The 25,741-nt window shown below is 55.6% G+C and carries 33 protein-coding genes, 3 tRNA genes and 1 other RNA gene; 28 read left to right on the forward strand and 9 right to left on the reverse strand.

Features of this window, described 5'->3' with window-relative positions:
• The first annotated feature begins 25 nt into the window (after window positions 1-25).
• The 5 genes from purD (at window position 26) to IGNI_RS00880 (ending at window position 3,996) form a co-directional block, all read left to right on the forward strand.
• The gene (purD, locus tag IGNI_RS00860) at window positions 26-1,411 is read left to right on the forward strand and encodes a phosphoribosylamine--glycine ligase (RefSeq protein ID WP_011998201.1); all 1,386 of its coding nucleotides are present in this window, start codon (window positions 26-28) and stop codon (window positions 1,409-1,411) included.
• Between the two features lie 56 nt (window positions 1,412-1,467).
• Window positions 1,468-2,163: a hypothetical protein gene (locus tag IGNI_RS00865; protein ID WP_011998202.1), complete on the forward strand. Its 696-nt coding sequence runs from the start codon at window positions 1,468-1,470 to the stop codon at window positions 2,161-2,163.
• Window positions 2,160-2,951 (forward strand): GTPase, encoded by a 792-nt coding sequence (locus IGNI_RS00870; protein WP_011998203.1) that lies wholly within the window; start codon window positions 2,160-2,162, stop codon window positions 2,949-2,951. The genes IGNI_RS00865 and IGNI_RS00870 overlap by 4 nt, the downstream gene beginning before the upstream one ends.
• A gap of 119 nt (window positions 2,952-3,070) precedes the next feature.
• Entirely contained in the window at window positions 3,071-3,829 is a 759-nt protein-coding gene (locus IGNI_RS00875) for an ATP-grasp domain-containing protein (protein ID WP_187145977.1), read from the forward strand.
• Between the two features lie 79 nt (window positions 3,830-3,908).
• Window positions 3,909-3,996 (forward strand) — tRNA-Ser (locus tag IGNI_RS00880).
• Between the two features lie 93 nt (window positions 3,997-4,089).
• Here the strand turns inward: IGNI_RS00880 and IGNI_RS00885 are convergent.
• From IGNI_RS00885 to IGNI_RS00895, 3 genes are all read right to left on the reverse strand, one after another.
• On the reverse strand, window positions 4,090-4,437 hold the full coding sequence (locus IGNI_RS00885) for a NifB/NifX family molybdenum-iron cluster-binding protein (RefSeq protein WP_011998205.1): 348 nt from the start codon (window positions 4,435-4,437) through the stop codon (window positions 4,090-4,092).
• 46 nt (window positions 4,438-4,483) lie between these two features.
• Complete coding sequence (locus tag IGNI_RS00890) at window positions 4,484-4,861, reverse strand: hypothetical protein (RefSeq protein WP_011998206.1); 378 nt, start codon at window positions 4,859-4,861, stop codon at window positions 4,484-4,486.
• A gap of 61 nt (window positions 4,862-4,922) precedes the next feature.
• Window positions 4,923-5,000 (reverse strand) — tRNA-Asp (locus IGNI_RS00895).
• A 97-nt stretch (window positions 5,001-5,097) separates the two neighbouring features.
• Here IGNI_RS00895 and glmS point away from each other — a divergent pair.
• From glmS to IGNI_RS00920, 5 genes are read left to right on the forward strand one after another with little or no spacing between them, the layout of a single operon-like run.
• On the forward strand, window positions 5,098-6,876 hold the full coding sequence (gene glmS, locus IGNI_RS00900) for a glutamine--fructose-6-phosphate transaminase (isomerizing) (RefSeq protein WP_011998207.1): 1,779 nt from the start codon (window positions 5,098-5,100) through the stop codon (window positions 6,874-6,876).
• A 56-nt stretch (window positions 6,877-6,932) separates the two neighbouring features.
• Window positions 6,933-7,667 carry a 4Fe-4S binding protein gene (locus tag IGNI_RS00905; protein ID WP_011998208.1) on the forward strand — a complete coding sequence of 245 codons (735 nt, stop codon included), beginning with the start codon at window positions 6,933-6,935 and terminating at the stop codon, window positions 7,665-7,667.
• Entirely contained in the window at window positions 7,649-8,284 is a 636-nt protein-coding gene (locus tag IGNI_RS00910) for a 4Fe-4S binding protein (protein ID WP_011998209.1), read from the forward strand. The genes IGNI_RS00905 and IGNI_RS00910 overlap by 19 nt, the downstream gene beginning before the upstream one ends.
• Before the next feature lie 33 nt (window positions 8,285-8,317).
• Window positions 8,318-8,611, forward strand: a complete 294-nt coding sequence (albA, locus tag IGNI_RS00915; protein WP_011998210.1) for a DNA-binding protein Alba — start codon at window positions 8,318-8,320, stop codon at window positions 8,609-8,611.
• A gap of 58 nt (window positions 8,612-8,669) precedes the next feature.
• Window positions 8,670-8,990 carry a hypothetical protein gene (locus IGNI_RS00920; RefSeq protein ID WP_011998211.1) on the forward strand — a complete coding sequence of 107 codons (321 nt, stop codon included), beginning with the start codon at window positions 8,670-8,672 and terminating at the stop codon, window positions 8,988-8,990.
• Here the strand turns inward: IGNI_RS00920 and IGNI_RS00925 are convergent.
• Entirely contained in the window at window positions 8,975-9,247 is a 273-nt protein-coding gene (locus IGNI_RS00925) for a hypothetical protein (RefSeq protein ID WP_011998212.1), read from the reverse strand. The two genes, IGNI_RS00920 and IGNI_RS00925, sit on opposite strands and share 16 nt — an antisense overlap.
• A gap of 3 nt (window positions 9,248-9,250) precedes the next feature.
• Window positions 9,251-9,958, reverse strand: coding sequence for a 1-(5-phosphoribosyl)-5-[(5-phosphoribosylamino)methylideneamino]imidazole-4-carboxamide isomerase (locus IGNI_RS00930; RefSeq protein ID WP_011998213.1), 708 nt, complete (start codon window positions 9,956-9,958; stop codon window positions 9,251-9,253).
• Window positions 9,959-10,009: 51 nt separating this feature from the next.
• Between IGNI_RS00930 and IGNI_RS00935 the strand changes: the two genes are divergently transcribed.
• The 12 genes from IGNI_RS00935 (at window position 10,010) to IGNI_RS00990 (ending at window position 16,121) form a co-directional block, all read left to right on the forward strand.
• Window positions 10,010-10,624, forward strand: coding sequence for a KEOPS complex kinase/ATPase Bud32 (locus IGNI_RS00935; RefSeq protein WP_011998214.1), 615 nt, complete (start codon window positions 10,010-10,012; stop codon window positions 10,622-10,624).
• The gene (locus IGNI_RS00940) at window positions 10,618-11,184 is read left to right on the forward strand and encodes an XTP/dITP diphosphatase (RefSeq protein WP_011998215.1); all 567 of its coding nucleotides are present in this window, start codon (window positions 10,618-10,620) and stop codon (window positions 11,182-11,184) included. Before IGNI_RS00935 ends, IGNI_RS00940 begins: the two co-directional genes overlap by 7 nt.
• A gap of 206 nt (window positions 11,185-11,390) precedes the next feature.
• A complete protein-coding gene (locus IGNI_RS00945; protein ID WP_011998216.1) occupies window positions 11,391-11,849 on the forward strand; it encodes a 30S ribosomal protein S13 in 459 nt (152 codons plus the stop codon).
• Between the two features lie 11 nt (window positions 11,850-11,860).
• Complete coding sequence (locus IGNI_RS00950) at window positions 11,861-12,361, forward strand: 30S ribosomal protein S4 (RefSeq protein WP_011998217.1); 501 nt, start codon at window positions 11,861-11,863, stop codon at window positions 12,359-12,361.
• 19 nt (window positions 12,362-12,380) lie between these two features.
• Window positions 12,381-12,773, forward strand: coding sequence for a 30S ribosomal protein S11 (locus tag IGNI_RS00955; RefSeq protein WP_011998218.1), 393 nt, complete (start codon window positions 12,381-12,383; stop codon window positions 12,771-12,773).
• A 3-nt stretch (window positions 12,774-12,776) separates the two neighbouring features.
• Complete coding sequence (locus IGNI_RS00960) at window positions 12,777-13,628, forward strand: DNA-directed RNA polymerase subunit D (protein WP_011998219.1); 852 nt, start codon at window positions 12,777-12,779, stop codon at window positions 13,626-13,628.
• A gap of 7 nt (window positions 13,629-13,635) precedes the next feature.
• Entirely contained in the window at window positions 13,636-13,992 is a 357-nt protein-coding gene (locus IGNI_RS00965) for a 50S ribosomal protein L18e (protein WP_011998220.1), read from the forward strand.
• Window positions 13,993-14,002: 10 nt separating this feature from the next.
• On the forward strand, window positions 14,003-14,449 hold the full coding sequence (locus IGNI_RS00970) for a 50S ribosomal protein L13 (RefSeq protein WP_011998221.1): 447 nt from the start codon (window positions 14,003-14,005) through the stop codon (window positions 14,447-14,449).
• Complete coding sequence (locus tag IGNI_RS00975) at window positions 14,449-14,895, forward strand: 30S ribosomal protein S9 (RefSeq protein WP_011998222.1); 447 nt, start codon at window positions 14,449-14,451, stop codon at window positions 14,893-14,895. Before IGNI_RS00970 ends, IGNI_RS00975 begins: the two co-directional genes overlap by 1 nt.
• Window positions 14,896-14,902: 7 nt before the next feature.
• Window positions 14,903-15,112 carry a DNA-directed RNA polymerase subunit N gene (locus IGNI_RS00980; RefSeq protein WP_052569794.1) on the forward strand — a complete coding sequence of 70 codons (210 nt, stop codon included), beginning with the start codon at window positions 14,903-14,905 and terminating at the stop codon, window positions 15,110-15,112.
• A 2-nt stretch (window positions 15,113-15,114) separates the two neighbouring features.
• Window positions 15,115-15,753, forward strand: a complete 639-nt coding sequence (gene rpsB, locus IGNI_RS00985) for a 30S ribosomal protein S2 (protein ID WP_011998224.1) — start codon at window positions 15,115-15,117, stop codon at window positions 15,751-15,753.
• 128 nt (window positions 15,754-15,881) lie between these two features.
• Window positions 15,882-16,121: a ferredoxin gene (locus IGNI_RS00990; protein ID WP_011998225.1), complete on the forward strand. Its 240-nt coding sequence runs from the start codon at window positions 15,882-15,884 to the stop codon at window positions 16,119-16,121.
• A gap of 6 nt (window positions 16,122-16,127) precedes the next feature.
• On the opposite strand, the gene IGNI_RS00995 is transcribed toward IGNI_RS00990, so the two are convergent.
• Complete coding sequence (locus IGNI_RS00995; protein ID WP_052569797.1) at window positions 16,128-16,373, reverse strand: hypothetical protein; 246 nt, start codon at window positions 16,371-16,373, stop codon at window positions 16,128-16,130.
• Window positions 16,374-16,468: 95 nt separating this feature from the next.
• Here IGNI_RS00995 and IGNI_RS01000 point away from each other — a divergent pair, with 95 nt between their 5' ends.
• Window positions 16,469-19,294, forward strand: coding sequence for a DEAD/DEAH box helicase (locus IGNI_RS01000; RefSeq protein ID WP_187145979.1), 2,826 nt, complete (start codon window positions 16,469-16,471; stop codon window positions 19,292-19,294).
• Between the two features lie 31 nt (window positions 19,295-19,325).
• Window positions 19,326-20,714, forward strand: coding sequence for a TrkH family potassium uptake protein (locus tag IGNI_RS01005; protein ID WP_011998228.1), 1,389 nt, complete (start codon window positions 19,326-19,328; stop codon window positions 20,712-20,714).
• Here IGNI_RS01005 and IGNI_RS07700 read toward each other — a convergent pair.
• Both IGNI_RS07700 and IGNI_RS07625 read right to left on the reverse strand, forming a co-directional pair.
• Complete coding sequence (locus IGNI_RS07700) at window positions 20,694-20,849, reverse strand: hypothetical protein (protein WP_187145980.1); 156 nt, start codon at window positions 20,847-20,849, stop codon at window positions 20,694-20,696. The two genes, IGNI_RS01005 and IGNI_RS07700, sit on opposite strands and share 21 nt — an antisense overlap.
• Before the next feature lie 73 nt (window positions 20,850-20,922).
• Window positions 20,923-21,067, reverse strand: a tRNA-Tyr gene (locus tag IGNI_RS07625).
• Between the two features lie 91 nt (window positions 21,068-21,158).
• Here IGNI_RS07625 and IGNI_RS01010 point away from each other — a divergent pair.
• The 4 genes from IGNI_RS01010 to alaS all read left to right on the forward strand — a co-directional run bounded on the left by IGNI_RS01010 (window position 21,159) and on the right by alaS (window position 25,410).
• Window positions 21,159-21,533 carry a 30S ribosomal protein S25E gene (locus tag IGNI_RS01010; protein WP_011998229.1) on the forward strand — a complete coding sequence of 125 codons (375 nt, stop codon included), beginning with the start codon at window positions 21,159-21,161 and terminating at the stop codon, window positions 21,531-21,533.
• 74 nt (window positions 21,534-21,607) lie between these two features.
• Entirely contained in the window at window positions 21,608-22,345 is a 738-nt protein-coding gene (locus tag IGNI_RS01015; protein WP_052569803.1) for a proteasome assembly chaperone family protein, read from the forward strand.
• Window positions 22,346-22,356: 11 nt separating this feature from the next.
• The gene (locus IGNI_RS01020; protein WP_011998231.1) at window positions 22,357-22,665 is read left to right on the forward strand and encodes an Hsp20/alpha crystallin family protein; all 309 of its coding nucleotides are present in this window, start codon (window positions 22,357-22,359) and stop codon (window positions 22,663-22,665) included.
• Window positions 22,666-22,704: 39 nt separating this feature from the next.
• Window positions 22,705-25,410: an alanine--tRNA ligase gene (gene alaS, locus IGNI_RS01025; protein ID WP_011998232.1), complete on the forward strand. Its 2,706-nt coding sequence runs from the start codon at window positions 22,705-22,707 to the stop codon at window positions 25,408-25,410.
• Window positions 25,411-25,427: 17 nt separating this feature from the next.
• Here alaS and ffs read toward each other — a convergent pair.
• Window positions 25,428-25,739, reverse strand: an RNA gene (gene ffs / locus IGNI_RS00005) — signal recognition particle sRNA.
• Between the last annotated feature and the right edge of the window lie 2 nt (window positions 25,740-25,741).

The raw sequence follows: 25,741 nt of genomic DNA on the forward strand, positions 1-25,741 counted from the left end.
TTGGACGCTTCGAGGGATATAAGGTTTGGCCGGCGAGAGGGTCCTCTTGGTCGGCGGCGGCGGGAGGGAACACGCTATCGGAGAGCGCTTGGTGAGCCACGGGGCCGTGCTGGGCGTCGCGGCCTCCAATTTGAACCCCGGACTGTTGTCCCTTACGAAGGACTCCGGAGGCGAGTTCTTTAAAGCGAATCCGACCAGCCCTCAAGAGGTACTCGAGGTTGCTAAGAAGTTCAAGGCGGAGCTCGTGGTGATAGGACCCGAAGAGCCGCAGTTCAGGGGGGTCACGGACGCCCTAAGGGCGGCGGGCTTCACGGTCTTCGGGGCTTCCTCGAAGGCGTCAGAAATAGAGAAGAGTAAGGTCTTCGCAAGGAGTATAATGAAGAAGTACAACATCCCGGGCAACTTGGACTTCTGGTTCTTCGAGAGCTGGGAGGAGGCAATAGAATTCTTAGAAAGAGCCGGGAACGTGGCGATAAAGCCGGCCAGGCAAGCCGGGGGCAAAGGAGTTAAGGTAATCTCCGATGTGCAAGCGTACCTGAGCGAGGAGAAGAAGAAAGTGAAGGAGGAACACGCCAAAAGGATACTGACCGAGGTTATGGCGAAGTATACAGACATCAAAGAGAAGTTGTTAATAGAGGAGAAGGTGGACGGCGTGGAGTATACTGTCCAAGCGTTTACCGACGGCGAGCGCGTAGTGCCGTTGCCGGCAGTACAAGACAACCCCCACCTATTCGTCTACGACGTGGGGCCCGAGACGGGCGGCATGGGAAGCGTTCAAGGCCCCGGTAAGCTACTGCCGTTCATAACCGAGGAGGAGTACAAAGTAGCCGTTGAGATCCTCGAGAGGGTGGTAGAGGCAATAGCTAAGGAGACTGGTGAGAAATACGTAGGCGCGATCTCCGCACAGATGATGTTAACCACAAAGGGCCCGGTCCTAATAGAGTTCTACTCGAGGCTGGGAGACCCAGAGGCTGTCAACGTAATGAACGTCGTCGAGGGAAACGTGTTGGAAGCGATGTTCGAAGCGGCCCAAGGGAACTTGAAGACAGAGCTCGGGGTTAGGGAGGCGGCGAGTGCGGTCAAGTGTATAGCGCCCATGGGTTACCCCGAGCGGAGGGATCTCACCAAGGGTAGGGAAGTGCTCGTCCCGGAGTGTGAGGGGGCGAAGGTGTACTACGCCTCCGTGGACGTCAAGGACGGTAAGCTGGTTAGTGGCGGGTCGAGGGCCGTGGAGGTGTACGCGGAGGGTAAGAGCATAAGCGAGGCGGCGGAAAAGGCCAACGCGTGCGCGTCCAAGGTGAAGTTCGTGAACTGGAAGAGCGTGTGGAGGCCCGATATAGGCGGTGAGTGGTACATAAGGAGGAGGAGCGAGGTGGCCGAACTAATGAGGTCGGTCTGGGGCTTGAGGTAGAGGTTTCGAAAGGAAATTAATTTTGAGAAAGTTTGGCCTTAAGCGGAGCAAGGACAATGGTGGAGACGTCTGTAGAGCTGAGCAAAGTGGCGTTTTACGTAATTACGTTGCTACTAGCATTGGCCTTCATACAGTACTCTTTGATCAATTACAACACTGGAGAACTGTGGTACCCCTTCGTCGCAGGTCCTCTCATGGGGATCTCTTTCCTCCTCTTAGTAGCTATAACGGCCTTCGGAGGAGACTACCAACTCGCCGCGTTACTGAACATACTGTTTATAGTGTTGACACTGACCGCCTACGCCGTAACCTTCGAAACGTCCTCAATAATCGATTACGAGTACGTAGCGTTCATGCTATCCTTGAACTTGCTGTTGGTAGTATACATGGACAGGAAAGAGGGCAGCGTGGACCTTGCCCCTATGTTCTTGCGCCTCTCGCTCCTCGTGACTTACGTGCCCTTCCTACTATTCGTGCTTTTGGCGTTCAAGTACGGTTACTATTATAGCTACCTAGCTATGATAATGGCATTGATATTATCGCTAAGCAATTTCTTGCTCCTAATTCCAACCTTTACCCAGAGCCTCTTACAAACGCTCGTGTTGGAGTCGTTCGTGATGTTCGTGTTCCTAATTTACGTCCTCGCGTCAAGTCCAATAGGGCCCGACGTGTGCGAGTGGATAATTCGGGCCACACTCCTTTCCAGCTATTTAACCCTATTATGGACCGCCTTTAGGAGCAGATGGGAATGATAACGCTAAGCTGGGGCTCTCTGGCGGCCTTGATTAGGAGGGCGGACGTAGTCGTAGAGACCGTAGACGCCCGGGTGCCGCTCAACACTCGGAGCAGGAGGCTCGAGCGCCTAGTAGAAACCATGGGTAAGCCCGTAATTATAGCCCTGAACAAGGCCGACTTGGTCCCCCGCGAAGTGGCCGAAGAGTGGACGAGGATCTTTAGGGGGGAGGGTTACGAGGCGGTTTACCTAGCCGCCAGGGAGCACAAGGGAACCCGCGTGCTTAGGAAGAAGATAAACAGAGCGACGGATGTGAGGCCCGTCGTAGTGGCGGTGGTGGGCTACCCCAAGACCGGGAAGAGTACGGTGATAAACGCCTTAAGGGGGAGGGCCGGCGCGAGCACCTCTCCCGTACCCGGCAGCCCAGGCTTCACCAAGAGGCCCGGCCTCTACAGGGGGCCCGGTCAGATATACTTCCTCGACACGCCCGGCGTAATACCGCCCGACGGGAACCCCCTCGAGAAGACCTTGAGGGGCGCGCCGCCCGAGAAGCTCAAGGACCCGGTTGGCGTCGCCGCGGAGCTCTACAAGTTCATCAAGAAGTACAACCCCGAAGCCTTCGAAGAGGCTTACGGCTTCGACACCGGAGAGCCCTACTCTTTCTTGGAGGAGCTGGCGAGGAGGAGGGGTTGGTTCTACAAGAGCGATCACGAGCCGCTGGTGGAGGAAGCGGCCAAAGCCCTTCTCTACGATTACCACAAGGGCAAAATACCGTTCTACGTGCCGCCCGGTGAGTATTGGAGATGAGGAGGGCTGGTATTGGTGAGCGCGGCGATGAACGCGGATGCCAGGGCCGAGTCCCCCGCTTGCTCGTACTCTATCCTCAGAGGAAGATGCCTCGTTCGGTCCTCATCTTAGGAGCTTATTTGACCAAGCTAGGCGCGATAACTTCCTTGAAGTCCTACGAGGAGCTCAGTTGCCGCGACTTGGAACGCTTCGACCTGGTCGTCGCTAGGGGTTTGCCGTACTACTACGACTCCGTGAGGATGCTCTCCTTGATAGAGTGCTTAAGAACAGCGAGGAAGGTGATAAACGACCCGCAAGCCACGCTCGTAGCGCGCAACAAGTACGTTTCTATGAAAGTGCTCGAATCAAACGGCGTACCGGTACCGAAGACCTTTCTAGTGAGGACTAGGTTCGAATTGCTAGAAAAGGTAAAGGAGCTAGGCGAAGTCGTCGTAAAGCCTCTCTCCAACAGCCTCGGCTTGGGGGTCAACAGAGTTGACGAGAGGTCCATCCACTACCTAATCCCCCTGTTGCCTTATACCTTCGACTTGGTCATTCAAGAGTACGTGGAGAAGGTCCGAGACGTCCGGTCCTTCGTGATAGGGAACAGAGCAGTAGCTTCTATGTATAGAATATCGCCTTTCAAGTTCGCCACTAACTACGCCCAAGGCTCTGACGTAGACCCGGCGCCTCTCGAAGAGTACTCGGAGATCTCGGTGAAGGCCGTAAGGGCGTTGGGGCTGAGCTACGGCGGCGTGGACTTGGTGGAGAGCCCCGAGGGCCCCAAGGTAATAGAAGTTAACCCGTCCCCCCTCTGGTTCGGGGTCTCGAGGGCTTGTAACGTCGACGTTGGGTTCGAGCTGGCGAAGTTCTTGTTTGAGGAGGCCTGTGAGGACTAGACGGGACCCGATCGGTGAGGAGCAGGCTAGGATCCGAGGCACAAAGTTTATTAAAGGTTCGTGGCTCCCATGCCCCGGAGCCGGGGTCGCCTAGCCTGGCCAGGGCGCCGGCCTGCTAAGCCGGTGGGGGAAACCCCGCGCGGGTTCAAATCCCGCCCCCGGCGCCATCCTTCCCGCCGCTCACTCAAATCCTCGAAACCTACGAAAAAAGGAACTCACGCTAGGAGAGTATTGAGGATCAACATTAATAAAAATGTCCTTTAGTGAAGGCTCTCCTCGACGGCCCTCAACGCCTCCTCTATAGTGGTCCTAGGCTTGACTCTCACTACCACTTTTCCGTGTTTCTTCATGAAGTCTTCCCCTCCGGGGCCGAAGACGGTGTAAACGAATATGTCGCAGTCCTTGTTAAGTTCTAATATTTTCTGTCTCTTCTCCAAGGTGTTGTGTTCGTGCTCGTGTTCTTCGTCCTCCTTGTAAGGGTTCACTACCTCGCTAACCAAGGTCCACCCGTCTTCTCCTTTTACGTAATGCAAGTAATACTTAGCGTCGCCGAAGTGGCCGAGCTTTACGGTCTTCTTGTCGTCCGTGGGTATTACGACGCACACCATTTCCCGTCCCGGCATTCCGGGGACGGACCGGTTAGATAAACCTAATTCAGTCGAAGCCCGGCCCCCTGAGCCTTAGTATGTCCCACTCCTCCGCCGCTTCTACCAACCACCCGGCCAAGATTTTGGCCATCTCCCTCTTGGCTTCCTCTTCGTCTTCAATGGGGTAATCCGCATTCCGGAAAGCCTCCAAGGCCATTTCTGCATTTATCTTGTTTAAGAAGTGCTCTTCCAACTCCTTTAATAAGTCTATAAGCCTCATTTTGTCTTTAGCTACCTTCCTTAAGTAATTGAAATCGTCCTCGCTTAGGAAGGCCTTGTCGTACCATTCAGTACCCTTGACCAGTTCCAAGTAGTGCTTCAGCGGTTCGTAGTTCCTCACTATCTTGCCGGAGCTCGCGAAAGGTCTCCACGGGAGCTCTACCAAGGCTGGATCACGCTCAAGCGTAAGTTCGGCACTGGCTGTATATAAGATATAGAGGGAAGTGTGGCGCCGCGGCCGGGATTTGAACCCGGGTCACGGGCTTGACAGGCCCGCATACTGGGCCAGGCTATACTACCGCGGCACTTCCCGCGCGTTCGGGAGAGCATACCGTTTAAAAATTTTGTGCGACGGGAGAGCGCAAAAACTGAAGGAGGCGAAAGGCCCTAGGGCCCACTGACTTGTGCGGCATTGCCGGCATAGCGGCTAGGGAAGAGTACTACGACGACGTCTTGAAGGAACTAATAAGGTTGCTCGAGTCCTTGGAGTACAGGGGTTACGACTCCGCCGGGATCGCAGTCTATGACGTAGATTCCAAGAAAATAAGGGTTTGGAAGAAGAAGGGTAAGGTAGCGGACCTAGTTAAGCTGCTAAGGTCCCAGCTGGGCGACTTCAAGCTCAAGGCCAGCGTGGGCATAGCTCACACCCGCTGGGCCACGCACGGCGAGCCGAAGGATGAGAACGCGCACCCCCATATTGATTGTGAGGGCAAAGTTGCGGTCGTCCACAACGGAATAATTTCAAACTACAAAGAGCTCAAGCGAGAGCTCGAGGCGAGGGGTCACTCGTTCAGAAGCGAGACGGACACGGAGGTCTTTGCACACCTATTCGAGGAAGAGCTAAAACGTAAGGAACCCTTTGAGGCCTTCAAGGCAGCCGTCGCACGTCTCGAGGGGTACTACGCAATAGTTGCGATAACTTCCCTCGAGCCGCACAAGGTGTTCTTCGCGCGTAAGGAGAGCCCCTTAGTGGTGGGAAGGGGGCCTAAAGGGAATTACGTCTCCAGCGACGTCGTCAGCTTGGTGGGCAACTGTTGGGAGGTATCGCCTTTATACGACGACGACGTAGGGTGGATGAACGATAAGGAGATCTACGTTGAGAGGGGAGGCGTGCGGAGGCGTTTGAGTTTCATCAAGCCTACATGGAGCCCCGTCCAAGCCCAGAAGGGAAGCTACGAATACTTCATGCTCAAGGAAATACACGAGCAACCTCAGGTGGTCAAGGAGACTCTGATATCAATAGCTTCGGAGTGGGACAAGGTGGAGGAGGTCGTAAACCTTCTCGAAGGCTGGGCGGTGGTGGTCGCCGCCGGCACCTCCTACCACGCCGGCTTGATATTCTCGTATAACGTAATGAAAGAGACCGGAAGATATATTCCAGTCATAGACGCCAGCGAGGCGCCCCACTTTTCTAAATTGCTCAAGGGAACGGTCGTAGCTATAAGTCAGAGCGGTGAAACGTATGACACCCTCAAGGCCGTGAGGATTGCTAAGGAAAACGGGGCAAAGGTTGTAGGAGTGGTTAACGTGGTGGGCTCTACCCTAGACAGAGAGGCGGACGTGAGCCTTTACACTAGGGCCGGGCCGGAGATAGGCGTAGCCGCTACAAAGACCTTCTTAACGCAGTTGAGCGTCTTGAATGCGTTGGTCGCTAGGATGGTCGGGGAGGGCGCGAACAGGGTAAGGGAGATGGCGAACGAGCTCAGCAAGATAACTAAAGAGAGCATAGAGGTCAGCGCCGGCTACGCTAAGGGGCTTGCCGATCAACTGTACACCAAGCGGGACATGTACGTCCTGGGGACGGGGATTTCTTACCCAGTTGCGATGGAAGGTGCATTGAAAATTAAAGAGATATCCTACGTCCACGCGGAGGCCTACCCCGCCGGCGAGGCTAAGCACGGTCCCATAGCCTTGGCGGAGCCGGGTTTCCCCGTCCTCTTAGTCTGGACCCCGGAGGACGTCGAAAAGTTAGAGGTGGCCGAGAAAGAGTTCGAGAGCAGGGGAAGCGAGGTCTACTGGGTGGCCCCGAGAGGGGACGTCCCGATCCCCGAAGTCGATTGGAAGTACGTCCCCTTTGCCTTGACACCGCCCTTGCAGCTGTTGTCGTACTACATGGCAGTTAAGAAGGGCTTGGACCCCGACAAGCCTAGGAACTTGGCGAAGAGCGTCACAGTTCATTAAGCTTACTCCAACCTTAATCAGCGCTCCTCCGTAAGTCTGGCGCGGGACTTCAAGGCTTGTTGGAAACAGCTGTCCTAACGTCTTCCAGCGGAGGCTGCGGGAAGACTCTGTTGGGCGCCGAACTGGCGAGGAGGGGTTACGTCGTGCTGACCGCCTCTCCTATAACTAACTACTTGAACTCTTACAGAGTTATGGAAAGGTACGAGATCTACGACGCCCTCAAGGCTTACGTCGATGAGGGCGCTTGTGATAGGTGCGGGGAGTGTTTGGAAGCTTGCACGAAGGGGGCGATAACGGAGGACTTTAAGGTAATAGAAGGTTTGTGCGAGGGCTGCCCGGCTTGCGCCTACGCTTGCCCCAGGGGAGCGATCAAGTTCAAACAGACCAAAGGCGCAGAGTACGAAATAATCAAGGTTGAAGAGGGCTTTGTCATAGAGGTACGCGTGGAGCCTGGCCTCAACGAGCTCAGCTACTTGCTCGGCTTAATGGGGGTCGCGCGGAGGTTGGCGGAGGACAACGGAATCGGAACAGTTCTAGTGGAGACGAGGGCTCGGTTGCCGGCGCAGAAGGGCTTGTTCTTTGTTAGGAAACACCCGGGGGCGGAGGACCAAGTGAAGGAGTTCGAGCTGCGCTCGACCGGCTACGAGAGGGACGCGGCGGTAGTCGTCAATGTGGGCCTCGGAGACTTCGATGTTAACACGTCTTTAAAGAAGTTCTACATGCCTCATAAAGAAGACCCAAGCTTCAGCACCTTTGTCGAGGAGGTGGTAGAATGGTTAGAGTCGCGGTAGTCGGCTTGGGAGGGGAGGGGAAGACTCTGCTCTCCCTCAAGCTCGCCGAGCTCCTAGGGGCTGTCCCGGTAGAAGCTAAGGAGGTATGCGAGCTCCACTACTTCATCCGCGCGCCGAGGGTCCTCATCAAGACCGTGGAATCGTTCTACCCGGCGGTCGTTAAGGACAAATGCTTGAGGTGTAACTTGTGCGCGGCGGCTTGTCCGGACAAGGCTATGTTGCGGGACGAGGAGGGCTATCCGAGCTCGGTACCCGACTTGTGCAGTTCGTGCACCTCATGCTTCTGGGCGTGTCCGCACGGGGCCTTAGAGAGGCGCTCGAAGGTCGTAGCGAAAATATATAAGGTAGGAAAGGCTCTACAGCTCGAAGGTAAGTTCTTGAAGGGTCTGCTGAAGGACCTCGACTCCCTAGCGGGCAGCTCGTGGGTCCTCGACGCAGAACGCCCGGAGTACGCGCTCTTCGCAGACGCCGCGCTGGTCGTCAGCAGAGATCCAAAGCGGCGCGCGAGAGCCTTGCAGCTGGCCAACTTCCTCGAGAAGAACGGCACGCGCGCGGTCGTGGTGAACCCCGAGGAGCAGGGCGCGGAGGAAGTACTCGACTTTCTCAATCATTTATAATCCCCCTCGGACCGGCTAGCCCGGTGAAAGGTCGTGGCCGCTCAGATACCCCAAAGCAACGAGGTTAGGGTCGGTAAGAAGCCCGTCATGAACTACGTGCTGGCGACCCTGACCCTCCTGAACCAGGGTGTGGACAGGATAGAGATAAAGGCCAGGGGTAGGGCCATAAGCAAGGCGGTAGACACCGTGGAGATAGTGAGGAACAGGTTCCTGCCCGGCCAAGTGAGGGTCGCTGAGATAAGGATCGGCAGCCAGACCGTGACCAGCGCCGACGGCAGGCAGAGCAGGATAAGCACCATAGACATAGTCTTGGAGAGGGTCAAGTAAGTCCGAACGAACCAAGCTATTTTTAGGCGCAAACTCTAAGCCTTACTACGGGGCTAGCTTGGAGGAAACGAAAAAGGTAACCGTGTTCGAGGGCGAGGCTCGAATAGGTCTCATGAAGGTACCTACGCTAACCATCACCCTGGAGCCGGAGGACTTCGAGTCTCCCCTGTCCTTCCAAATGGCGCTAAGTAAGCTTATGGATGAGTTGACGAAAGCCTTTGAGAACCCTCCTGAGAGCAAGTACTTTGCAGAAGTGAAGTTCAGAGATCACTTAAACAGACCGGTGTTCGTCGCTGTCGACTTAGGCAAGAGTATACCTCCCTTCAGCAAGAATAAGGTGAAGGCAAGAATTGTGGTGGAGATCTACGAGGAAGAGTGACGCCCCTTCCGGGCTTCCAAGTACTCCTCCGTCCTCTTGCCAAGCCACTCCTCGAGGTCTACTATGGCGTACTCGAAGTTCCCCCTCTTCTCCAACAGTCCAAGCTTCGTCAGCCTCTTTATTATGTTAAGGGCGACCTTCCTCGAGAAGTAGGGAGACAAGACCTCTAGGCCCTCTCCCAGGTTAAAGCGGTCCCCGAAGCGCTTCTTGAGCAAATAGTAAACGCTCATCTCCCTCTTGTTTGGCCAGAAGCCCATTCCCTACACCAGATCCTTGAGGCGCAGCTTGCCGGAATATAAAGCCATCCCCAAAACGACCACGTCCGCCCCGGCGCTCTCCAAGAGCTTCACGTGCTCCGGACTCCCCACGCCCCCGGCGTACTCTAGGAGCTTGTCCGGGTACTCCCTTCTAATGTACTTGACGCCGCTCACGTCGGGCCCTTCCATAGTTCCTTCAGTGTCCACGTAAGTGTAGAGGAAACCCCTAAAGGACCTTCCCTTAAACTTCTCGAGTGCCTCCTTCAGACCTACGGGTATCTCTTCCTTCCATCCTTCGACGCTTACCTTGCCTCCTTTCAAGTCTATTGCGACGATTACCTTGTCCGCCCCGACCGCTTCCGAGGCGACCTCTAGGAACTCCGGATCCTTGTGGGCCCTACTACCAATGACGAATGCGTCTGCTTTAGGGTAGCGCTCTAAGTGTTCTACTTCCCTTAAGCCCCCTGCGACTTGGACCCACAGCCCGTACTCCTTCGCCTTCTCTATTACTTTGTTTATCACCTCAACGTTTATCGGCTTTCCTGCCTCTGCGCCGTCCAAGTCTACTACGTGAAGCCCCTTGGCTCCCTCGAGCGCCCAGAATTCGGCCCACTTGACCGGATCGCCCAGGTCCAAGCCGGTGCCCTTGACACCCCTTACCCTCTTTACTGCCCGCCCCTCCGACACGTCTATGCTAGGAAAAACCCTCATTTCCGTCCAGCCGGGGGGACCGGACGGCGGGTGAGGTAAATACTGGAGGTCTTGAACCTCCTGGCTAAGGGAGCCGAGGCGGAGGTTTACTTAGCGAAGTACTGGGGTTGCAAGGCCGTTTACAAGGTTAGGAAGCCTAAGGCTTACAGACACCCAAAGCTGGACTTGAGGCTGAGGTACGAGAGGACCCGTAACGAGTTTAACAACATGCTTAGGGCATACAAAGAAGGTATGAACGTACCGACGCCTTACGACGTCGATTACAACGAGTATTCGATCGTTATGGAATATATCGAGGGAACCCCTTTGAGCGAGAAGGTGGAGGCGTGGGCGATAGAGGAGGCCGGGAGACAGCTCGCGATCTTACACTCAGCGGACATAGCTCATTGGGACTACACCACGGCAAACTTGATAATTAAGGGCAGAAAGCTGTTTATAATAGATTTCGGATTGTCGAGGAAGACGAAGTCGGACATAGAGAAAGCTATAGATGCACACTTGATGATAAGGTCTTTCCTCAGCGCGCACCCGGGGAGGGAGGACTTGGTAGACCGCTTCTGGAAGGGCTATTCTGAGTTCGGCGAGGCGGAGAAGATGAGGGAGCTGACCAAACAAATAGAGCTCTTGGGCCGCTACGTAAAGGAGAGGAGGAAGACCGTATGGTAAGCAAGAAGGTTTACTTCCTAACCTCTAACCCTCACAAGGCGAAGGAAGTTAGTGACGTGCTCAGCCAGTTCTCGATCGAGGTGGTCCCTCTGAAGGGCGAGAAGTTGGAGATACAAGCGGACTCCGTGGAGGAGGTGGCGAGGTTCGCGGCGGAGGAGGCCAAGAAGAGGTTCAAGGAGAGGCCGTTGCTCTTGGAGGACAGCGGGCTCTTCGTGGACGCTCTGAAGGGCTTCCCGGGGCCGTACAGCAACTACGTTTATCGAACTCTGGGGTTGGAGGGGCTGTTGAAGCTCATGGAAGGGGTTGAGGACAGGAGGGCGCGCTTCGTCTGCGCTGCTGCGTTAGTGAAGGAGGACGATAAGATCGTTATTGAGGTAGGAGAGGTTGAGGGCGAAATAGCTTACGAGCCGAGGGGGGATAAGGGCTTCGGCTTCGACCCGATCTTCGTTCCCCTCGGCTACGAGAAGACCTTCGCCGAGCTGGGGGAGGAGGTGAAGAAGAGGATTTCCCACAGGGCGAGGGCGTTCATGAAGATAGCTAAACACTTGTCCGGGGAATAACAGAGTGTCCCCGGCTCACCGCGGGCCCTCTGGCCCCCTTGCCGGGGAGCCGCCGGACTTAGGGACGGAGCCCTCTTGAAATGTTTTGAGGTCGCTCTGGTAGCCCGACCATCATTCCCTCAGGGGCGGTGGTTGCGCTCATCCCTCGTCTTTACGAAGCGCCCCCTTGGAACTAGTTTTAAGCTCGCCAGCGACGGAGCGGCGGGGTGGCGAGACTGGTAGAGGAGTTCAAGTACATAGTGCGTATAGGCGATACTGACATCGACGGTTCTCTGCCCGCCGTTTACGGCCTAGCCAAAATAAAGGGTATTGGTTATACCACCGCGTTGGCCATCCTTAGGAAGCTGGGGATAGACCCCCATATGAGGTTGGGTTACTTGAGCGAGACCCGGATAAGGGAGTTGGACGAGAAGGTGAGGGACATAACCCAGTTGGGCTTCCCCAGCTGGCTCTACAACAGGAGGAAAGACTATACCACCGGTAAGGACTTGCACTTGATAGGCGCGGACTTGGTGTTCTACGCTAGACAAGACATCGAGAGGGAGAAGAGGATAAAGAGCTGGAGAGGCTTGAGGCACAGCCTAGGCTTGAAGGTTAGGGGCCAGAGGACCGCTACCACCGGTAGGCTTGGCATGACGGTAGGCGTCAGCAAGAAGTCCAGGTGAGGTGAGAGGTAATGGGAGACCCGCGCAAGCCTAGGAAGAAGTGGTCTCCTCCCGGTCACCCGTGGGTTAAGGAGAGGCTAATCGAAGAAATGAAACTAATGGGTGAGTACGGACTGAGGAACAAGAGGGAGATTTGGATCGCCGCGGCGATGTTAAGGAGGTACCGCCACCGCGCGAGGGAGCTGCTAGCGTTGCCGGCCGAGGTGAGGGAAAAGGAGGAGAAGGCACTTCTGAAGAGGCTCTACGACTTGGGCTTGGTTGATGAGAACGCAACCCTCGACGATGTACTGTCCCTCACTGTTAGGGACTTATTGGAGAGGAGGTTGCAGACGGTCGTCTACAAGAAGGGCTTGGCAAAGAGCATATACCACGCTCGCCAGCTCGTGACGCACGGCCACATAGCCATAAACGGCAGGAGGGTCACCAGCCCGGGGTACATAGTGAGGAGGGACGAGGAGGAGTTGATAGGCTACGCCCCCACTAGCCCGTACTTCAAAAAGGCACAGCAGTAACGGCGGGGGGTCGTGAGCCGTGCCAAAGGAAATAAGGTGGGGGGTCGCGCACATATTCAGTTCCCCCAACAACACTTTCGTCCACATAACTGACATCACCGGCTCGGAGACGGCATCGAGAGTTACCGGCGGAATGGTGGTAAAGGCGGACCACGAGAAGCCGTCCCCTTACGCGGCCATGATTGCGGCCGCGAGGGCGGCCCAGCAAGCTATGGAGAGGGGCATAACTGCCATCCACATAAAGGTAAGGGCCCCCGGCGGTTACGGTCCCAAGACCCCGGGCCCCGGCGCCCAAGCTGCCATTAGGGCCTTAGCTAGGTCGGGATTCATCATAGGGAGGATAGAGGACGTGACGCCCTTGCCCCACGACACCATACGCAGGCCCGGCGGCAGAAGGGGCAGGAGGGTCTGAGTTTTGCCCATCGAGGTGCTGGAGGAGACACCAACCTCCATACGTTTGTTAGCCAAGGGGTACCCCCTGGCGGTCCTCAACGCGATCAGGAGGGCGGCGCTGGAGCTCGCGCCTAAAATGGCGGTCGACTTCATTGCTGTAGATAGAAACGATAGTACGTTGTTCAACGAGGTGCTGGCGCACAGGCTCGCGATGATTCCGCTGAGGAGCGAGGAGGCGTTGGAGAGGTATGCCCCTCCGGAAGCTTGCATGGAGTGTACGCCGGAGGAGGCAGAGGCCGATAAGTGCGTCGTCGACGGGAAGCCTTGTTACGTGCGCTTGTACTTAGACGCCTCGGCAGAAGGAAAACAGATCATAGTCTATTCCAAGGACTTGAAGAGCGAGGACGAGGACGTCAGGCCGGTATACGAGAACATTCCCGTGGTCCCCTTGATAGGCGACCAGAAGGTCAAGGTAATAGCTTACGCGAGGTTGGGTAGGGGGAGGGAACACGCCAAGTGGATGCCGGCCACCGTTTCCATAGTTAAACCCTTGCTGAAGGGGATATCCGTCAAAGAGGGCTTGTGTGACGCCGAATGCCAAAAGGAGTGTGCGGAGAAGTGCAAGGAAGCTTTCGTGATGAAGGATGGCAAGCTCACCTTAAAGGAGGGAACTACACTCTCTATGGTCATGTACTGTATAGAGTACGTCTGCGAGGGCAAGGGGATACGCCCGGTGTTCGAGGAAGACACCTACTTGTTCGAGCTCGAGAGCGACGGCTCCTTGAGCGCGAGGAGGACTTTGGTTGAAGCGGCTAAGGCGGTGGTCGAGAAGCTGAGCGAATTAAAGAACCGCCTACAGTCTCGCGAGGGGTGAGCGAGCGGTGCCCGCGAGGAGGAGGAAGATTACAAACGTTTTGTTAAGGAAGACGCTGGACGAGCTCTGGAAGACCAAGTCTCCCGCGTGGAGGAGGGTCTACGAGCTGCTGAACAGGCCGGCGCGCCAGAGGATAGTGGTGAACGTGAGCAAGATAAATAGGTACGCCAATGACGGCGACGTCGTAGTGGTCCCCGGCAAGGTCTTGGGCTCCGGTGAGTTAGAGAAGAAGGTAACCGTGGCGGCTTTTTCGTTCTCCTATACCGCGTTAGAGAAGATAGAGACGGCGGGTGGCAAGGCGCTCCACATCTTGGAGCTAGTGAAGGAGAACCCCAAGGGTAGCGGCATTAAGATTATTACGTGAGGTGGTGGTCATGAAGAGAGTGGTCGTGATCGATGCTACGAATCAAATAGTAGGTCGGATGGCCTCCCACATCGCTAAGATGTTGCTCGAGGGGTGGGAGGTCAACGTAATCAACGCGGAGAAAGCCGTGCTGTCCGGCGAACCCACTAGGGTGGTAAAGGGTTACCAAATACTGTTAAACGTCAAGACGCACACCAACCCGTACCGGAACAAGATAAAGAGGCCGAGGACGCCTATAGCGATAATAAAGGACGCGGTTAAGGGTATGTTGCCCAAACACAACACGAGGGGACGGGAGGCCTTGAAGAGGCTAAAGGTCTATATCGGGGAGCCGGAGTACGTGCCCAAAGAGAACTTGATGAGGTTCCCCGACGCGGACGCGCTGAGGCTCTCCGGAAAGTACATAACTGTCGGGGAAGTGGCGCGCCGGATGGGATGGAAGGGAGGTGAGGCGTGATGGTGGACGTGAAGTGGGCAAAGGAACAGCAAGGTAAGGGCGGCGTAAGGATAGTATTGGCCACTGGGAAGAGGAAAAGGGCCATAGCTAGGGCAATCATATACCCGGGCAAGGGAAGGGTCTGGATCAACGGCGTCCCGGTTGAGATAGTTAAGCCAGAAATCAAGAGGTGGAGGATACTAGAGCCCTTACTATTAGCCGGCGAGAAAGTGATGAAGAACATAGATATCAAGGTTTTCGTCAAAGGAGGAGGCTTCATGGCCCAAGCGGAGGCGGCGCGAATGGCCATAGCTAGGGGCTTGGTGAAGTATACTGGAAGCGAGGAGTTGAAGGCGTTGTACGAGGAGCACGACCGACACATGCTGTCCGGCGACCCGAGGAGGACGGAGCCGGAGAAGTGGATGAGGTACTCCGCCAGGAGGAGGAAGCAGAAGAGCTATAGGTGAGGCTCCCTTGATGCTCCCAATTCGTTGTTACACTTGCGGGAGGCCTTTGTGGCCGGAGTACGAGGAGTTCTTGCGGAGGGTCGAGGCCGGCGAGGAGCCGGGCAAGGTATTGGACGACTTGGGGATAAAGAGGTACTGTTGTAGAAGGACTATGCTCTCAGCAGTCGACATATCGAAGGAGATTATTAAGTTCAGTACGCGTGTTCACAGGTGGTAGCCGTGAGCGCGGAGACGGGCGAGAAGGTTGTAGAGTTACTAATACCCTTGGAGATGTACCTACAACACGGTGTGCATATAGGTACTAAAATGGTAACTAACTACATGAAGAGGTTCGTGTATAAGAGGAGAAACATAGACGGTCTCGCTATACTCGACGTAAGGAAGATAGATCAAAGGATCAGAGTGGCGGCCAAGTTCCTGTCCCGCTTCGAACCGGAGAAGATCATGGTGGTCTCCGTCCGGCAGTACGGTCACAAGCCCGTGACCATGTTCGCCCAGTTCACCGGCGCCAAACCGGTGATAGGGCGCTTCGTGCCGGGCACCTTGACTAACCCGGCCTTGGAAGTTTACTACGAGCCCGACGTCATATTAGTAACGGACACCAGGATGGACCAACAAGCGATAGTGGAGGCAGCCGAGATAGGGATCCCCGTAGTAGCGATATGCGATACAGACAACAAGACCGAAAACGTGGACTTGATAATACCGGGCAACAACAAGGGGAGGAAGAGCTTGGCCCTCTTGTACTGGCTGTTAACGCGTCAAGTGTTGGTCGAGAGGGGCCAGCTGAGCCCGGACGCCCCCGAGGACCAGCCCGCCCCCGTCAGCGAGTTCGAAACTAAGGTGAAGATGGTCTAACCGCCTCCGAGGGCTCCTAGTCCACATCCTTTGTTTCGGTGTCCGCCACACTCTTCATCGGCTCCCGAAGGCCTCCTCGCCGCAAGTAAAATAAACCGTACGTGCAGCTCCCTTCCGGTGAAAAGGGGATGGCCAAGTACAAGGTCTGGATAGAAAACGAGAAGTGCATATCTGACGCCGTGTGTGCTCACTTGTGCCCCGACGTATTCGAGATGAACGAGGAGTACAAGGCCGTCATCGTGCCTCAGTACCGCACCGGCGACAACCCCGCCGAGGGCGTCATACCCGAGGAGCTGAAGGACTGCGCGGAGCAAGCGGCCGCCGCGTGCCCCGTCCAAATAATCCACGTCGAGCCGCTCCAAGAGTAAAGCCCGCTAGAACTTTTTCTTACTGAGTTCTTCCTTCTTCCTTATTGCCTCTTCCAACTCCCTGGCCAGAGACTTGGCTGCGGGCAAGCTGACCTCCAGCGGGATCCTCTCCATAAGCCTCTTGAAGAACTCTAAGGCACACTTCTTGCTGTGAAAGTAGAAAGTCTCTCCACCTATGTTTATCACTACTCCTTGCCCTTTGAAGAATGTCCTCCCACAGTACATACACCTCATCTTCTCCCTTTTCCCCAAGCTTTACGCCCTCGCAACGACTCCTTCAGCATTTATATAGGCATAACGGGGCAGTGACGAAGCGGTTAAGGTCACACGCCAGTGAGGTGATGGGAGTGAGCGCGGTCGAGGCCGACTTGCTGCCGCCGCGTTTGGTGGAGCTGATAAAGGAGAGGGGTTGGAAGGATCTAACTGAAGTTCAGAAGAAGGCGTTCAAACCCATAACGGAAGGCAAGAACGTCCTGATCGTTGCACCCACGGGCTACGGGAAGACGGAGGCGGCTATGTTACCGATCTTCGCGAAGATGATAGAGGAGAGACCGGAACCCCTGAGCGTACTCTATATCACTCCTCTTAAGTCCTTGATCAATGACTTAAAGAACAGGATAGAGTGGTGGGCCGAGAGGCTAGGTTTCGTAGTCGCCAGGAAGCACGGCGACGTGGGCGCGTCCGAGAGGAGCTTGAGGTTGAAGAGGACTCCGCACATACTGCTAACCACCCCGGAAGGGTTCAAGATAGACTTAGACTGGGCCTCCCAATTCCGAAAGTATTACAAGAACGTCCGATGGGTCGTGGTGGACGAGGCCCACGAACTGGTGGGAAGTAAGAGGGGAGTTCAGCTCAGCTTGCTCCTAGAGAGGCTGAAAGCTTACAGCGGTAGGGATTACCAGAGGATAGCGCTCAGCGCCACAGTCGGCGACCCCGAAGCGACTGCCAAGCTGCTCTTCGGCTCTTCGTCCCGAGAGAAGGAGATCGTGAAAGTAAACGTAAAGAGGAAAATAGAGCTGGTGGTGGACAGCATAGGGGAGGCGAGGGAGGAGGACAGCTTCTGGAAGGCCTCGGCTAAGAAAATACTCGAGCACGTGGAGCCCCCCACGCTAGTGTTCGTCAACACGCGATACGCCGCGGAGAGGTTGCACGAGGAGCTCTCCAAAATAGAGGGCCTTAAGGTAGAGGTCCACCACTCCTCCATATCTAAGGAAATAAGGCAAGAAATAGAGAAGAATTTGAAAGACGGGAAGTTAGACGTAGTAATAGCTACAAAGACTTTGGAGCTAGGTATAGACATAAGTGACTTAAACAAGGTAATATTGTTCAAACCCCCGGGCAGCGTGGCCTCGTTGCTCCAGAGAGTCGGGAGGGCAGGTCACAAGCTTGGAGGGGTGTCCAGAGGAGTAATAATTACTACTGACGAGATAGAAGCGCTGGACGGCTACACGGAAGCAGTCTTGGCAGTAAAAGGCATAGTGGAGCCCCCCAAGGTCCCGGACGCCCCGCTGGACGTGCTCGCGCGCGAGATCATAGGCATGACGCTGCAAGAGAAGAGGTTAGACCCCTCGTGGGCATACGAGGTGGTGAAGGGAGCGTACCCTTACAGAAACTTAACCAAAGAGACCTTCGATGAGTTGATAAACGTGTTAGTAAAGAACAAGATACTCGCATGGGACGGAGACAAGTTAAAGGTAAGTTACATGTTCTACAAGCTCTGGTCCTTCGACGGCGGCGAGAAGAAGAGGTGGAGCCGCTCCTTCGGCGAGTTCTTCTCGGTCATCTCCGAGAGGGACGTGTTCGTGGTCAAGTGGGGCAATAAGGTAGTTGGGGACTTGGACGCCTTCTACGTTTACAAGTACTTGCGGCCCGAGAGCAAGATAAGGCTAGGAGGGAAGACGTGGAAAGTCATAGGGATAGACGACGAGGGCATGAAAGTCTACGTAGAACCCGCTACCGACCAGATGGGCGAGATACCCCTCTGGAAGGGCGAGGAGTTCCACCGCTCCTCCCTAATCCCGGAGTACGCGAAGAGGGTGCTCGAGGAGGAAAAGCCTAAGGAGGTCAAGCTCCTCCCCGACGCAGAGAAGAAAGTGAGGAAGGTTTTTGAGAGCTACAAGAGGAAGAATATAGACCTCCCCGGGGGCGACGTTTACTATTTAGAGAAGGTGCCGGGAGGCTACGTGCTGACCGGCTTCATGGACCAGAGGCTAGCGGAGGCCTTAGCCCACTTGATAATGTATAAGGTCTCCTCGGAGTATACAACGGCCGTGAGCGTCCGCTCCTCCTTTACCGGGATAGCCGTCACCGTCGACGGCGGCGAGGCCCCGAACCCCATAAAGCTGCTCAAGGAAATAGACGACGTCGAGGATGCGATTAGAAAGGCTATGGAGAGGTCTCCTTACTTGGTGCAGACCGCTAAGGAGATCCAGCTCAGCTTCGGCAAGCTCGGGAAGGTAACTCCGGACGACGGCCTAGTCTTCGAGGAGGCGGTCAAACAAGCTATAGAGAAGTACATAGATGTTGAGAAGGCAAAGAAGTTCATAGAGATGTTGAAAGAAAAGAAGATTAAGGTCAAGCTAATCAAGGCCAAGAGCCTAACGCCGTTGGCAGCGCACGTAATGAGCTTGCCGGCCTTCAGGCCGTGGCTTAAGATAATAGAAGCGCGTATAGTGAGCTTGCTGAAGGGGGAGGCGTTCACGGCCGAAGAGCTCGCGACTATGCTCGACTTGAGTCCTACTACGGTCGAGAACAAGTTAAAGGAGATGAGGAAGCCTACCTCCAAAGCGAGGGTAGTACACTTCATAGACGTGGAGTTCGGCGAGACTCGGTGGTGCTTGTTGGAGGACTTAGATGAAATAATGAAGAAGGACGAATACGCTACGTCGTTTAAACCCCTCGATCCCTACGAGAATTTCACCATGTTCTACCGGACCTCCCCGAAGGACGAATACAACATGAAATACTTCAAACCGTTGGACATAATTAACAATGCCGAAGAGTTCTTGAGGAGCATAAATGCCGACGAATTCTACGAGGTAAAGGTGATGTTCCAAGGAGATCCGCTGTTTAAGAACCTTGTGCCGAGATACTTTTACGTCCCCAAGAAGGCGCTGCCCGCGGTACTGCTTAATGCGGTCGCCTACATACAGAGGGTCCGAAGGTCTGCTTAAGAGGTCGCCGACGCTCGCTTGGGGCCTTCTGTTGTCTTTGGTAGTGTCCTCTCTCGCGTTTTTCCTAGCTTCGCTGACCAGCTTGACATACCCTTACTTCGACGACTACGTGGCCTTGTCGTTCGTAATAGCGGCCGCTTACGCCTATGCTGCCTCCAGGCTTGTTAAGTATGCAATCGCCGTAACCAACCCGGCCATAATGATAAAGGCATTAGTCTTGTTCTGGTTCTTAACTCCTTTCCTCGTTGCGTTGCCCTTCTCTTATATTACCGGGCTCGGGCTGATAGACTCCTATTTCGAGATGGTGAGCGGATTCACGGGTACTGGGTTAACCGTCCTCAACCCGTCGGCGGAAACTCCTTTCGTGAACGCCCTTCGCGCCTCCAGCCAGTGGGCGGGCGAGGTCGGTGCACTCTTCTTAACCTTGATACTCGCCATAGTCTTCCACGTATCTCCGACCGGTATAGTCTCGGCGCTCGGGAAGGGCGAGAGGGTAAGGCCTAGCATGTATAACACCCTAATAGATTTGATATTGATTTACCTAGTCCTGACAATCATTCCGATAGTTTACATGAAGTTGGTGGGGATGAGCTTATACGACGCGATAGTTTACACATTCGCCGCGCTGGCCACTGGAGGCTTCGCGCCCACTGCCGGCGGTACGGCGGACTTGCCGTTCGTCCAGCAGCTGGCCGTCATACTGACGTGCGTACTAGGCGCGGTCAACTTTTCCGTATACTTGAATTTGAGGTACAACAAAGTTAGGAACGCTCTCAAACACCCAGAGCTGAGGCTCTTAATCGCTTCGATACTCTTCTACGCACTGTTGTTGCTGTTCGTCTGGAAGAGGTTCGACGCGGAGCACTTGTGGAGCGCCCTGTTCCACTCAGCTAGCGCAGTCACGACTTCGGGCTTCCAGATACAAGACGTCAGCAAGTTCGGCGAATCGTCGAAGTATATAATTACAGTAGCGATGATTGTGGGGGCCTCGGCCTTCTCGACGGGGGGCGGTGTAAAGCTCTATAGAGCTTACGTGTTGGGCAAGTCTATAATGAAACAAATAAAATCTTTAGGTACGCCGAGGGGATACGTGAGCACAGTAACTGTCATGGGAAAGGAGATAACCTCCGAGGAGCTAACAACTATGTTAACTGTTGTTGCGACCTACTTGTTTACAATGTTTGCGCTAGCTTTGGTGCTGACGGAACAGCTGAGCGCACACAAGGTGAAGGTTCCGAGCATAGACGTGATATTCGAGGTGGCCTCAGCGATGTCTGGAACGGGCTTGAGCTCCGGGCTAACGGCAATTGCGCCGCCCGACGTAAAAATAACCTTGTCCATAGCGATGATATTGGGGAAGCTCGAGGTACTACCGTTCCTCTTCTTCTTGTACGACAGTCTACGTTCGTTGAAGAAGTAGGGATTCAACCTTCCTTACGGCCTCGTCTTCATTGTGGGCGGACACGTTAAACTTTATGTTAGTACCCTTTAACCTTATCACGAACCTCTTCTCTGCAAAGAGCTCGTAGCTTTCGAGGACCTCGAGCTCCCACAAAGCTCTCGTGGAGAGATACGACCTTTCACCTTAATATATGTTTGTAAGGCGTGGGTCGTGGTGGCCGGGGTTTTGGTCCCGCCGCGGGGATTCGAACCCCGGACCACCCGGTGTCTGGGCCGGCGCCCCCTCATCCCGCGGGCCTAAGGGCCCTTCGGGTCCGGGGGCGGGCCTGGAGGGCCCTACAGCCGGGCGCTCTTCCGCTGAGCTACGGCGGGCTGCCGCCGAGATGGCGTTGGTAAGCCGGTTAATAAGTTTTTGGCACTGTAGAATTAAAGTTCTGCTGAAGCACCCCACGGGGAGCGCGACGTGGGGAGGGTGAACAAGCCTCTCAGCGCCATAGAGAAGAGGCAGATGAAGCAACTGCTAAGGGAACTGCGCCAAAAGATGATTGAAGAGAGGAAGGAAAAGAGGGGCGTGACCCTTCGAGTGGTAGCGGAGGCCAATGTCGTTGACCAGGCTCAGAAGGCGATCAGAGGGATGAAGTACGTCACTCCCACTATACTCGCGGAGAAGATGGGCATCAGCGTAGGGCTGGCCAAGAGAGTGCTGAGGGACTTAGAGACCAGAGGCGTGCTCAAGCTCTACGCTAAGAACAGGAGGGTGCAAGTTTACGTCCCCAGCGACAAGTTCGAACAGCTGGTCAAGCCGGGCGCATACAGCTACACAGTAAAGGAGATGTGATCCCCACTCCGATGAGGTCCCTCGATCCCCCTGATTTTTATGATGAAGATTACGCGTCCCGAGGTGTAACGAACATGATGGTTCCAGTGGACTTCTGGGAGACCTCGAGGCCCAAGCCGGGCTTCAAGACCGTAGTGGGTTTCGTGGACGTAGGCTTGGTGGGCCTTATAGCAACCAAACACATGATCGAAGAGCTGGGGTTAGAGCCGATAGGCGGCATAGACGCCCCATCGGAGCTTCCCCTAACCCCTATAAGGGACGGTGTCGTCCAGTACCCGATAGGCCTCTACTACAAGCACCCTTGGTTAGTCATATCGCCGGAAGTGCCCTTGCCCGCCACCTTGATTTATCCGATAGCGTCCGCAATACTGGACTACGTCGAGAGGAGGGGCACTTCAGAGATAATATCGCTAACTGGTTTGGCGAGCCTCCAAAGAATAAAGAAGGAGCCCAGCACCTTTTGGATAGTCAACGATCCGGACCTCTTCGAAGAGGAAACGATGAGGAAGATCGCTAGGGTGGGCGAGCCTCTGAAGGACGGCGTGCTCTACGGGCCGACCGCGGTCTTGTTGAAGCTGGCCAGGGGCAGGGGGATACCCGGGGTGACGGTACTGGCCGAAGCTTTCCCGGACTTCCCCGACCCCGGCGCGGCGGCGAAGGTGTTAGACGCGTTGTCCAAAATATACGACGTCGAGATAAACACTCAGAAACTGATCGAAGATTCGGAAAGGATAAAGGCACGGCTCCAAGAGATGGCCAACAGAGCTAAAGAGGTAATTCAAGAGCGTCCCCGTTCGATGATGTATGCTTGAGGGTGGGAGCTTTGGTGCGCGTATCCCCAAACGGCAAGGCGGAGCCCCTCCACACGGTCTTCGACCTCCCGGACAGGGTGGAGATACTAATAGATTTGCCCCTAGCCGACGAGAAGAGCCTAACCGTCAGTTTGTATCAAAAGACGTTGAAAGTTAGAGCCAAATTGAGGGAGAAGATCTTGATAGGCGGGTACGAGGTGGAGGAGTACGTTAAGATAATGAAGATACCGGAGGACGTGGACGAGGAGTACGAGCTGGAAATAGTTAACAGAGAGGGGCCCATAGTAGTAATAGTGTTTCCTAAGGCAGCCAGACCGTGAAATACCCCCTTTCCAAAGCCCTACCACGGGTCCCAAGTTTTGGAAAACGAGTACCGACTGAGGTTCTTTGAAGAGGAGGGGCTAAAGAGGAAGAGGTGTAAGGTCTGCGGTTCTTACTTCTGGACCAAGGGCGAGCACGAGGTCTGCGGGGACTCCCCGTGTCAAGAGTACGAGTTCTTCGACGTGCCGACCAAGGTTAAGTTGAGCCTAAGGGACGCGAAGAGGGAATTCATAAAGTTCTTCGAGGAGAAGGGTCACGTCCCGGTGGAGCCCAGGCCGGTCGTGGCCCGGTGGAGGGACGACCTCTTCCTAACTATAGCTAGCATAGTGGTGTTCCAACCCCACGTGACCAAGGGCTTGGTCCCCCCTCCCGCCAACCCCCTAGTGATAGTCCAACCTTGTATTAGGTTGGAGGACATAGATAACGTCGGTTTGACCTTGGGTAGGCACATGACGGGCTTCCACATGGGAGGACACCACGCCTTCAACTACCCCGACAACTGGGTCTACTGGAAGGAGGAGACCGTCAAGCTCGCCTACGAGTTCTTCACCGAGAGGATAGGCATTCCCGAGGAGCTGCTGAACTTCAAGGAGAGCTGGTGGGAGGGAGGGGGCAACGCGGGCCCCTCCTTCGAGGTCACGGTCGCCGGCTTGGAGCTTGCAACGCTCGTCTTCATGCAGTATGACGTGGTAGAGGAGAACGGGCAGAAGAAGTACGTTCCTATGAAGCTTAAGGTGGTAGACACTGGCTATGGAATAGAGAGGATAGCGTGGTTCACCCAGAAGACTCCCACGGCCTTCCACGCGGTTTACGGGGAGCTGCTGCACGAGTTCCACAAGAGGTTGGGCGTCGAGGAGCCGCCGGACGAGCTCCTGTACGAGCTAGTTAGGAGCGCGGGGCTCATGGACCCGGAAAGACCCGAGACCCTAGAACGGGTTTACAAGAGGGCCTCCGAGAAGTTAGGCATGAGAGTGGACGAAATAAGGGAGATTCACTCGAGGGCCTCCTTAGTGTACCAAGTGTTGGACCACACGAGGACCCTCATGTGGATGCTCGCCGACGGCATAGTGCCCTCCAACGTCGGGGAGGGCTACTTAGCTAGGTTGGTGATAAGGAGGACCTTAAGGGCTCTAAAGAAGCTCAAGGCCGACGTACCGCTCTCGGAGCTCCTCGAGTTGCAGATAAACTACTGGAAAGACGACTACCCGAGGGCTTGGAAGAACAAGGACTACATATTGGACGTCGTAGAGTTCGAACAGAAGAAGTTCGAAGAGACGTTGAAGAAAGGCAGAAACATAGTAATAAGATTGATAAAGAAGAAGAAGCAGATCACTTTGGACGACTTGGTAGAACTCTACGACAGCCACGGCATACCTCCCGATATAGTATCTGAAATTGCCAAGGAAATGGGCGTAAGGGTTGAAGTACCCCACAACTTCTATTCGATAGTTGCCAGCCGCCACCAGAAGACGGTACACAAGGTGAAGGGCGCGGAGGAGAAGGGCAAGCTGCCTCCGGAAATAATCGAGTGGGCCAAGGGGTTCCCCCCTACGCGTCGGCTCTTCCACGAGGACCCCTACATGAAGGAGTTCGACGCACAAGTGATAGGGTCTAATAGAAACTACGTCATCTTGGACAAGACTGCCTTCTACCCCGAAGGGGGAGGCCAAGCGGCGGACACCGGAGTCATCGCGAGCGGGGATGAGAGCTACAGAGTGGTGGACGTCCAGAAGGTCGGCGACGTGATAGTGCACGTGCTCGACAGAGATTACTCCGGAGGCAAGGTCGTGGTCGGGAGGATAGACTGGGAGAGGAGGTACAGGTTGATGAGGCACCACACCGGCACACACCTCCTCCTAGGGGCCTTGAGGAAGGTCTTGGGTGACCACGTCTGGCAAGCCGGCGCTGAGAAGACGCCGGAGAAGGCGAGGTTTGACTTCACTCACCACAAGCCCTTGACCCGCGAGGAGGTGCGGAAGATTGAGGAGGTGGCAAACAAGGTGATTGACGAAAGAAGGAAGATAAGGGCATTCACGCTTCCGAGGAACGAAGCCGAAGCAAGATATTGGTTCTCAATATATCAGGGAGGTGTCCCAATGAGTAAGGACATAAGGTTAGTAGAGATAGAAGGGTGGGACGTGGAGGCGTGCTTCGGCACCCACCTAAGCAACACGGGCGAGGTGGGTTCTCTGAAGATAATATCGACTAGGAAGATCCAAGACGGAGTGGTCAGGGTGGAGTTCGTCGCGGGGACCAGGGTAGCGGAGGAGGCGGCCAAGATGGAGGACCTAATACGCGAGGCCTCGGAGAAGCTCTCCACCAACCCGGAGATGTTGGTAAAGAGGATAGACGCGCTCCAAAAGGAGCTGGAGAACGTAAAGAAGACGGTAGCCGAGTACCGTAAGAGGCTGGTCTCCGAATACTTGAAGGCGGCGAAGGCGCTCGACGGCATCAAGTACGTCAAACTCGACTTGAGGGACCCGGAGCTAGTCCAAGAGGTCCTGCGGGCCCTAAGCTCCGACTCCCCGGCCGCGGTTATAGTCGACGGGAGGGTCGAGCTGGCGGCCCCCAAGGGGGTCGACGTCGGCAAGGCGGTCAGAGAGGTGGTTCGGGAAGTGGGCTGCAAGGGAGGGGGCAAGGGCAACAGGGCTACTGTGGTTTGTGAGAGCGAGGAGAAGGTAGTAGAGCTCTTGTCTAAGCTCGCGGCCAAGCTTACAAGTCAGCCCTCCGGGCGGAGGGGTTAAGCCCGGGCCCTCCCCGAGACCGGAGCCCCCGCGGCGCCCCCGCGGGGGTCAGCGCCGCCCGCGCTCCCCCCGTTCTCCCGCGAACGCGCCGCGGCCGGGGTTAGGCTGCTCCCTTCCGGGCCTGACCTGGTTCCCCCGGTTAAGGCGGTTGACCTCCGCCCTTCGGCGGAGGCTCCGCCACCGCGGGCCCCGCGGGGCGAGGGCCATTGCGCGGACGACGCCCCCCACGGGACCGCGGGGAGCCTCGGGGAGTTACTGGCCCCCGCCTTTCGCCCAATTCGGGCCCCTTACGGGGGGAGGGGGGCGAGCCCTCCGGCCCTACCCCGGTTGG

Source organism: Ignicoccus hospitalis KIN4/I, assembly GCF_000017945.1.
GTDB lineage: Archaea > Thermoproteota > Thermoprotei_A > Sulfolobales > Ignicoccaceae > Ignicoccus > Ignicoccus hospitalis.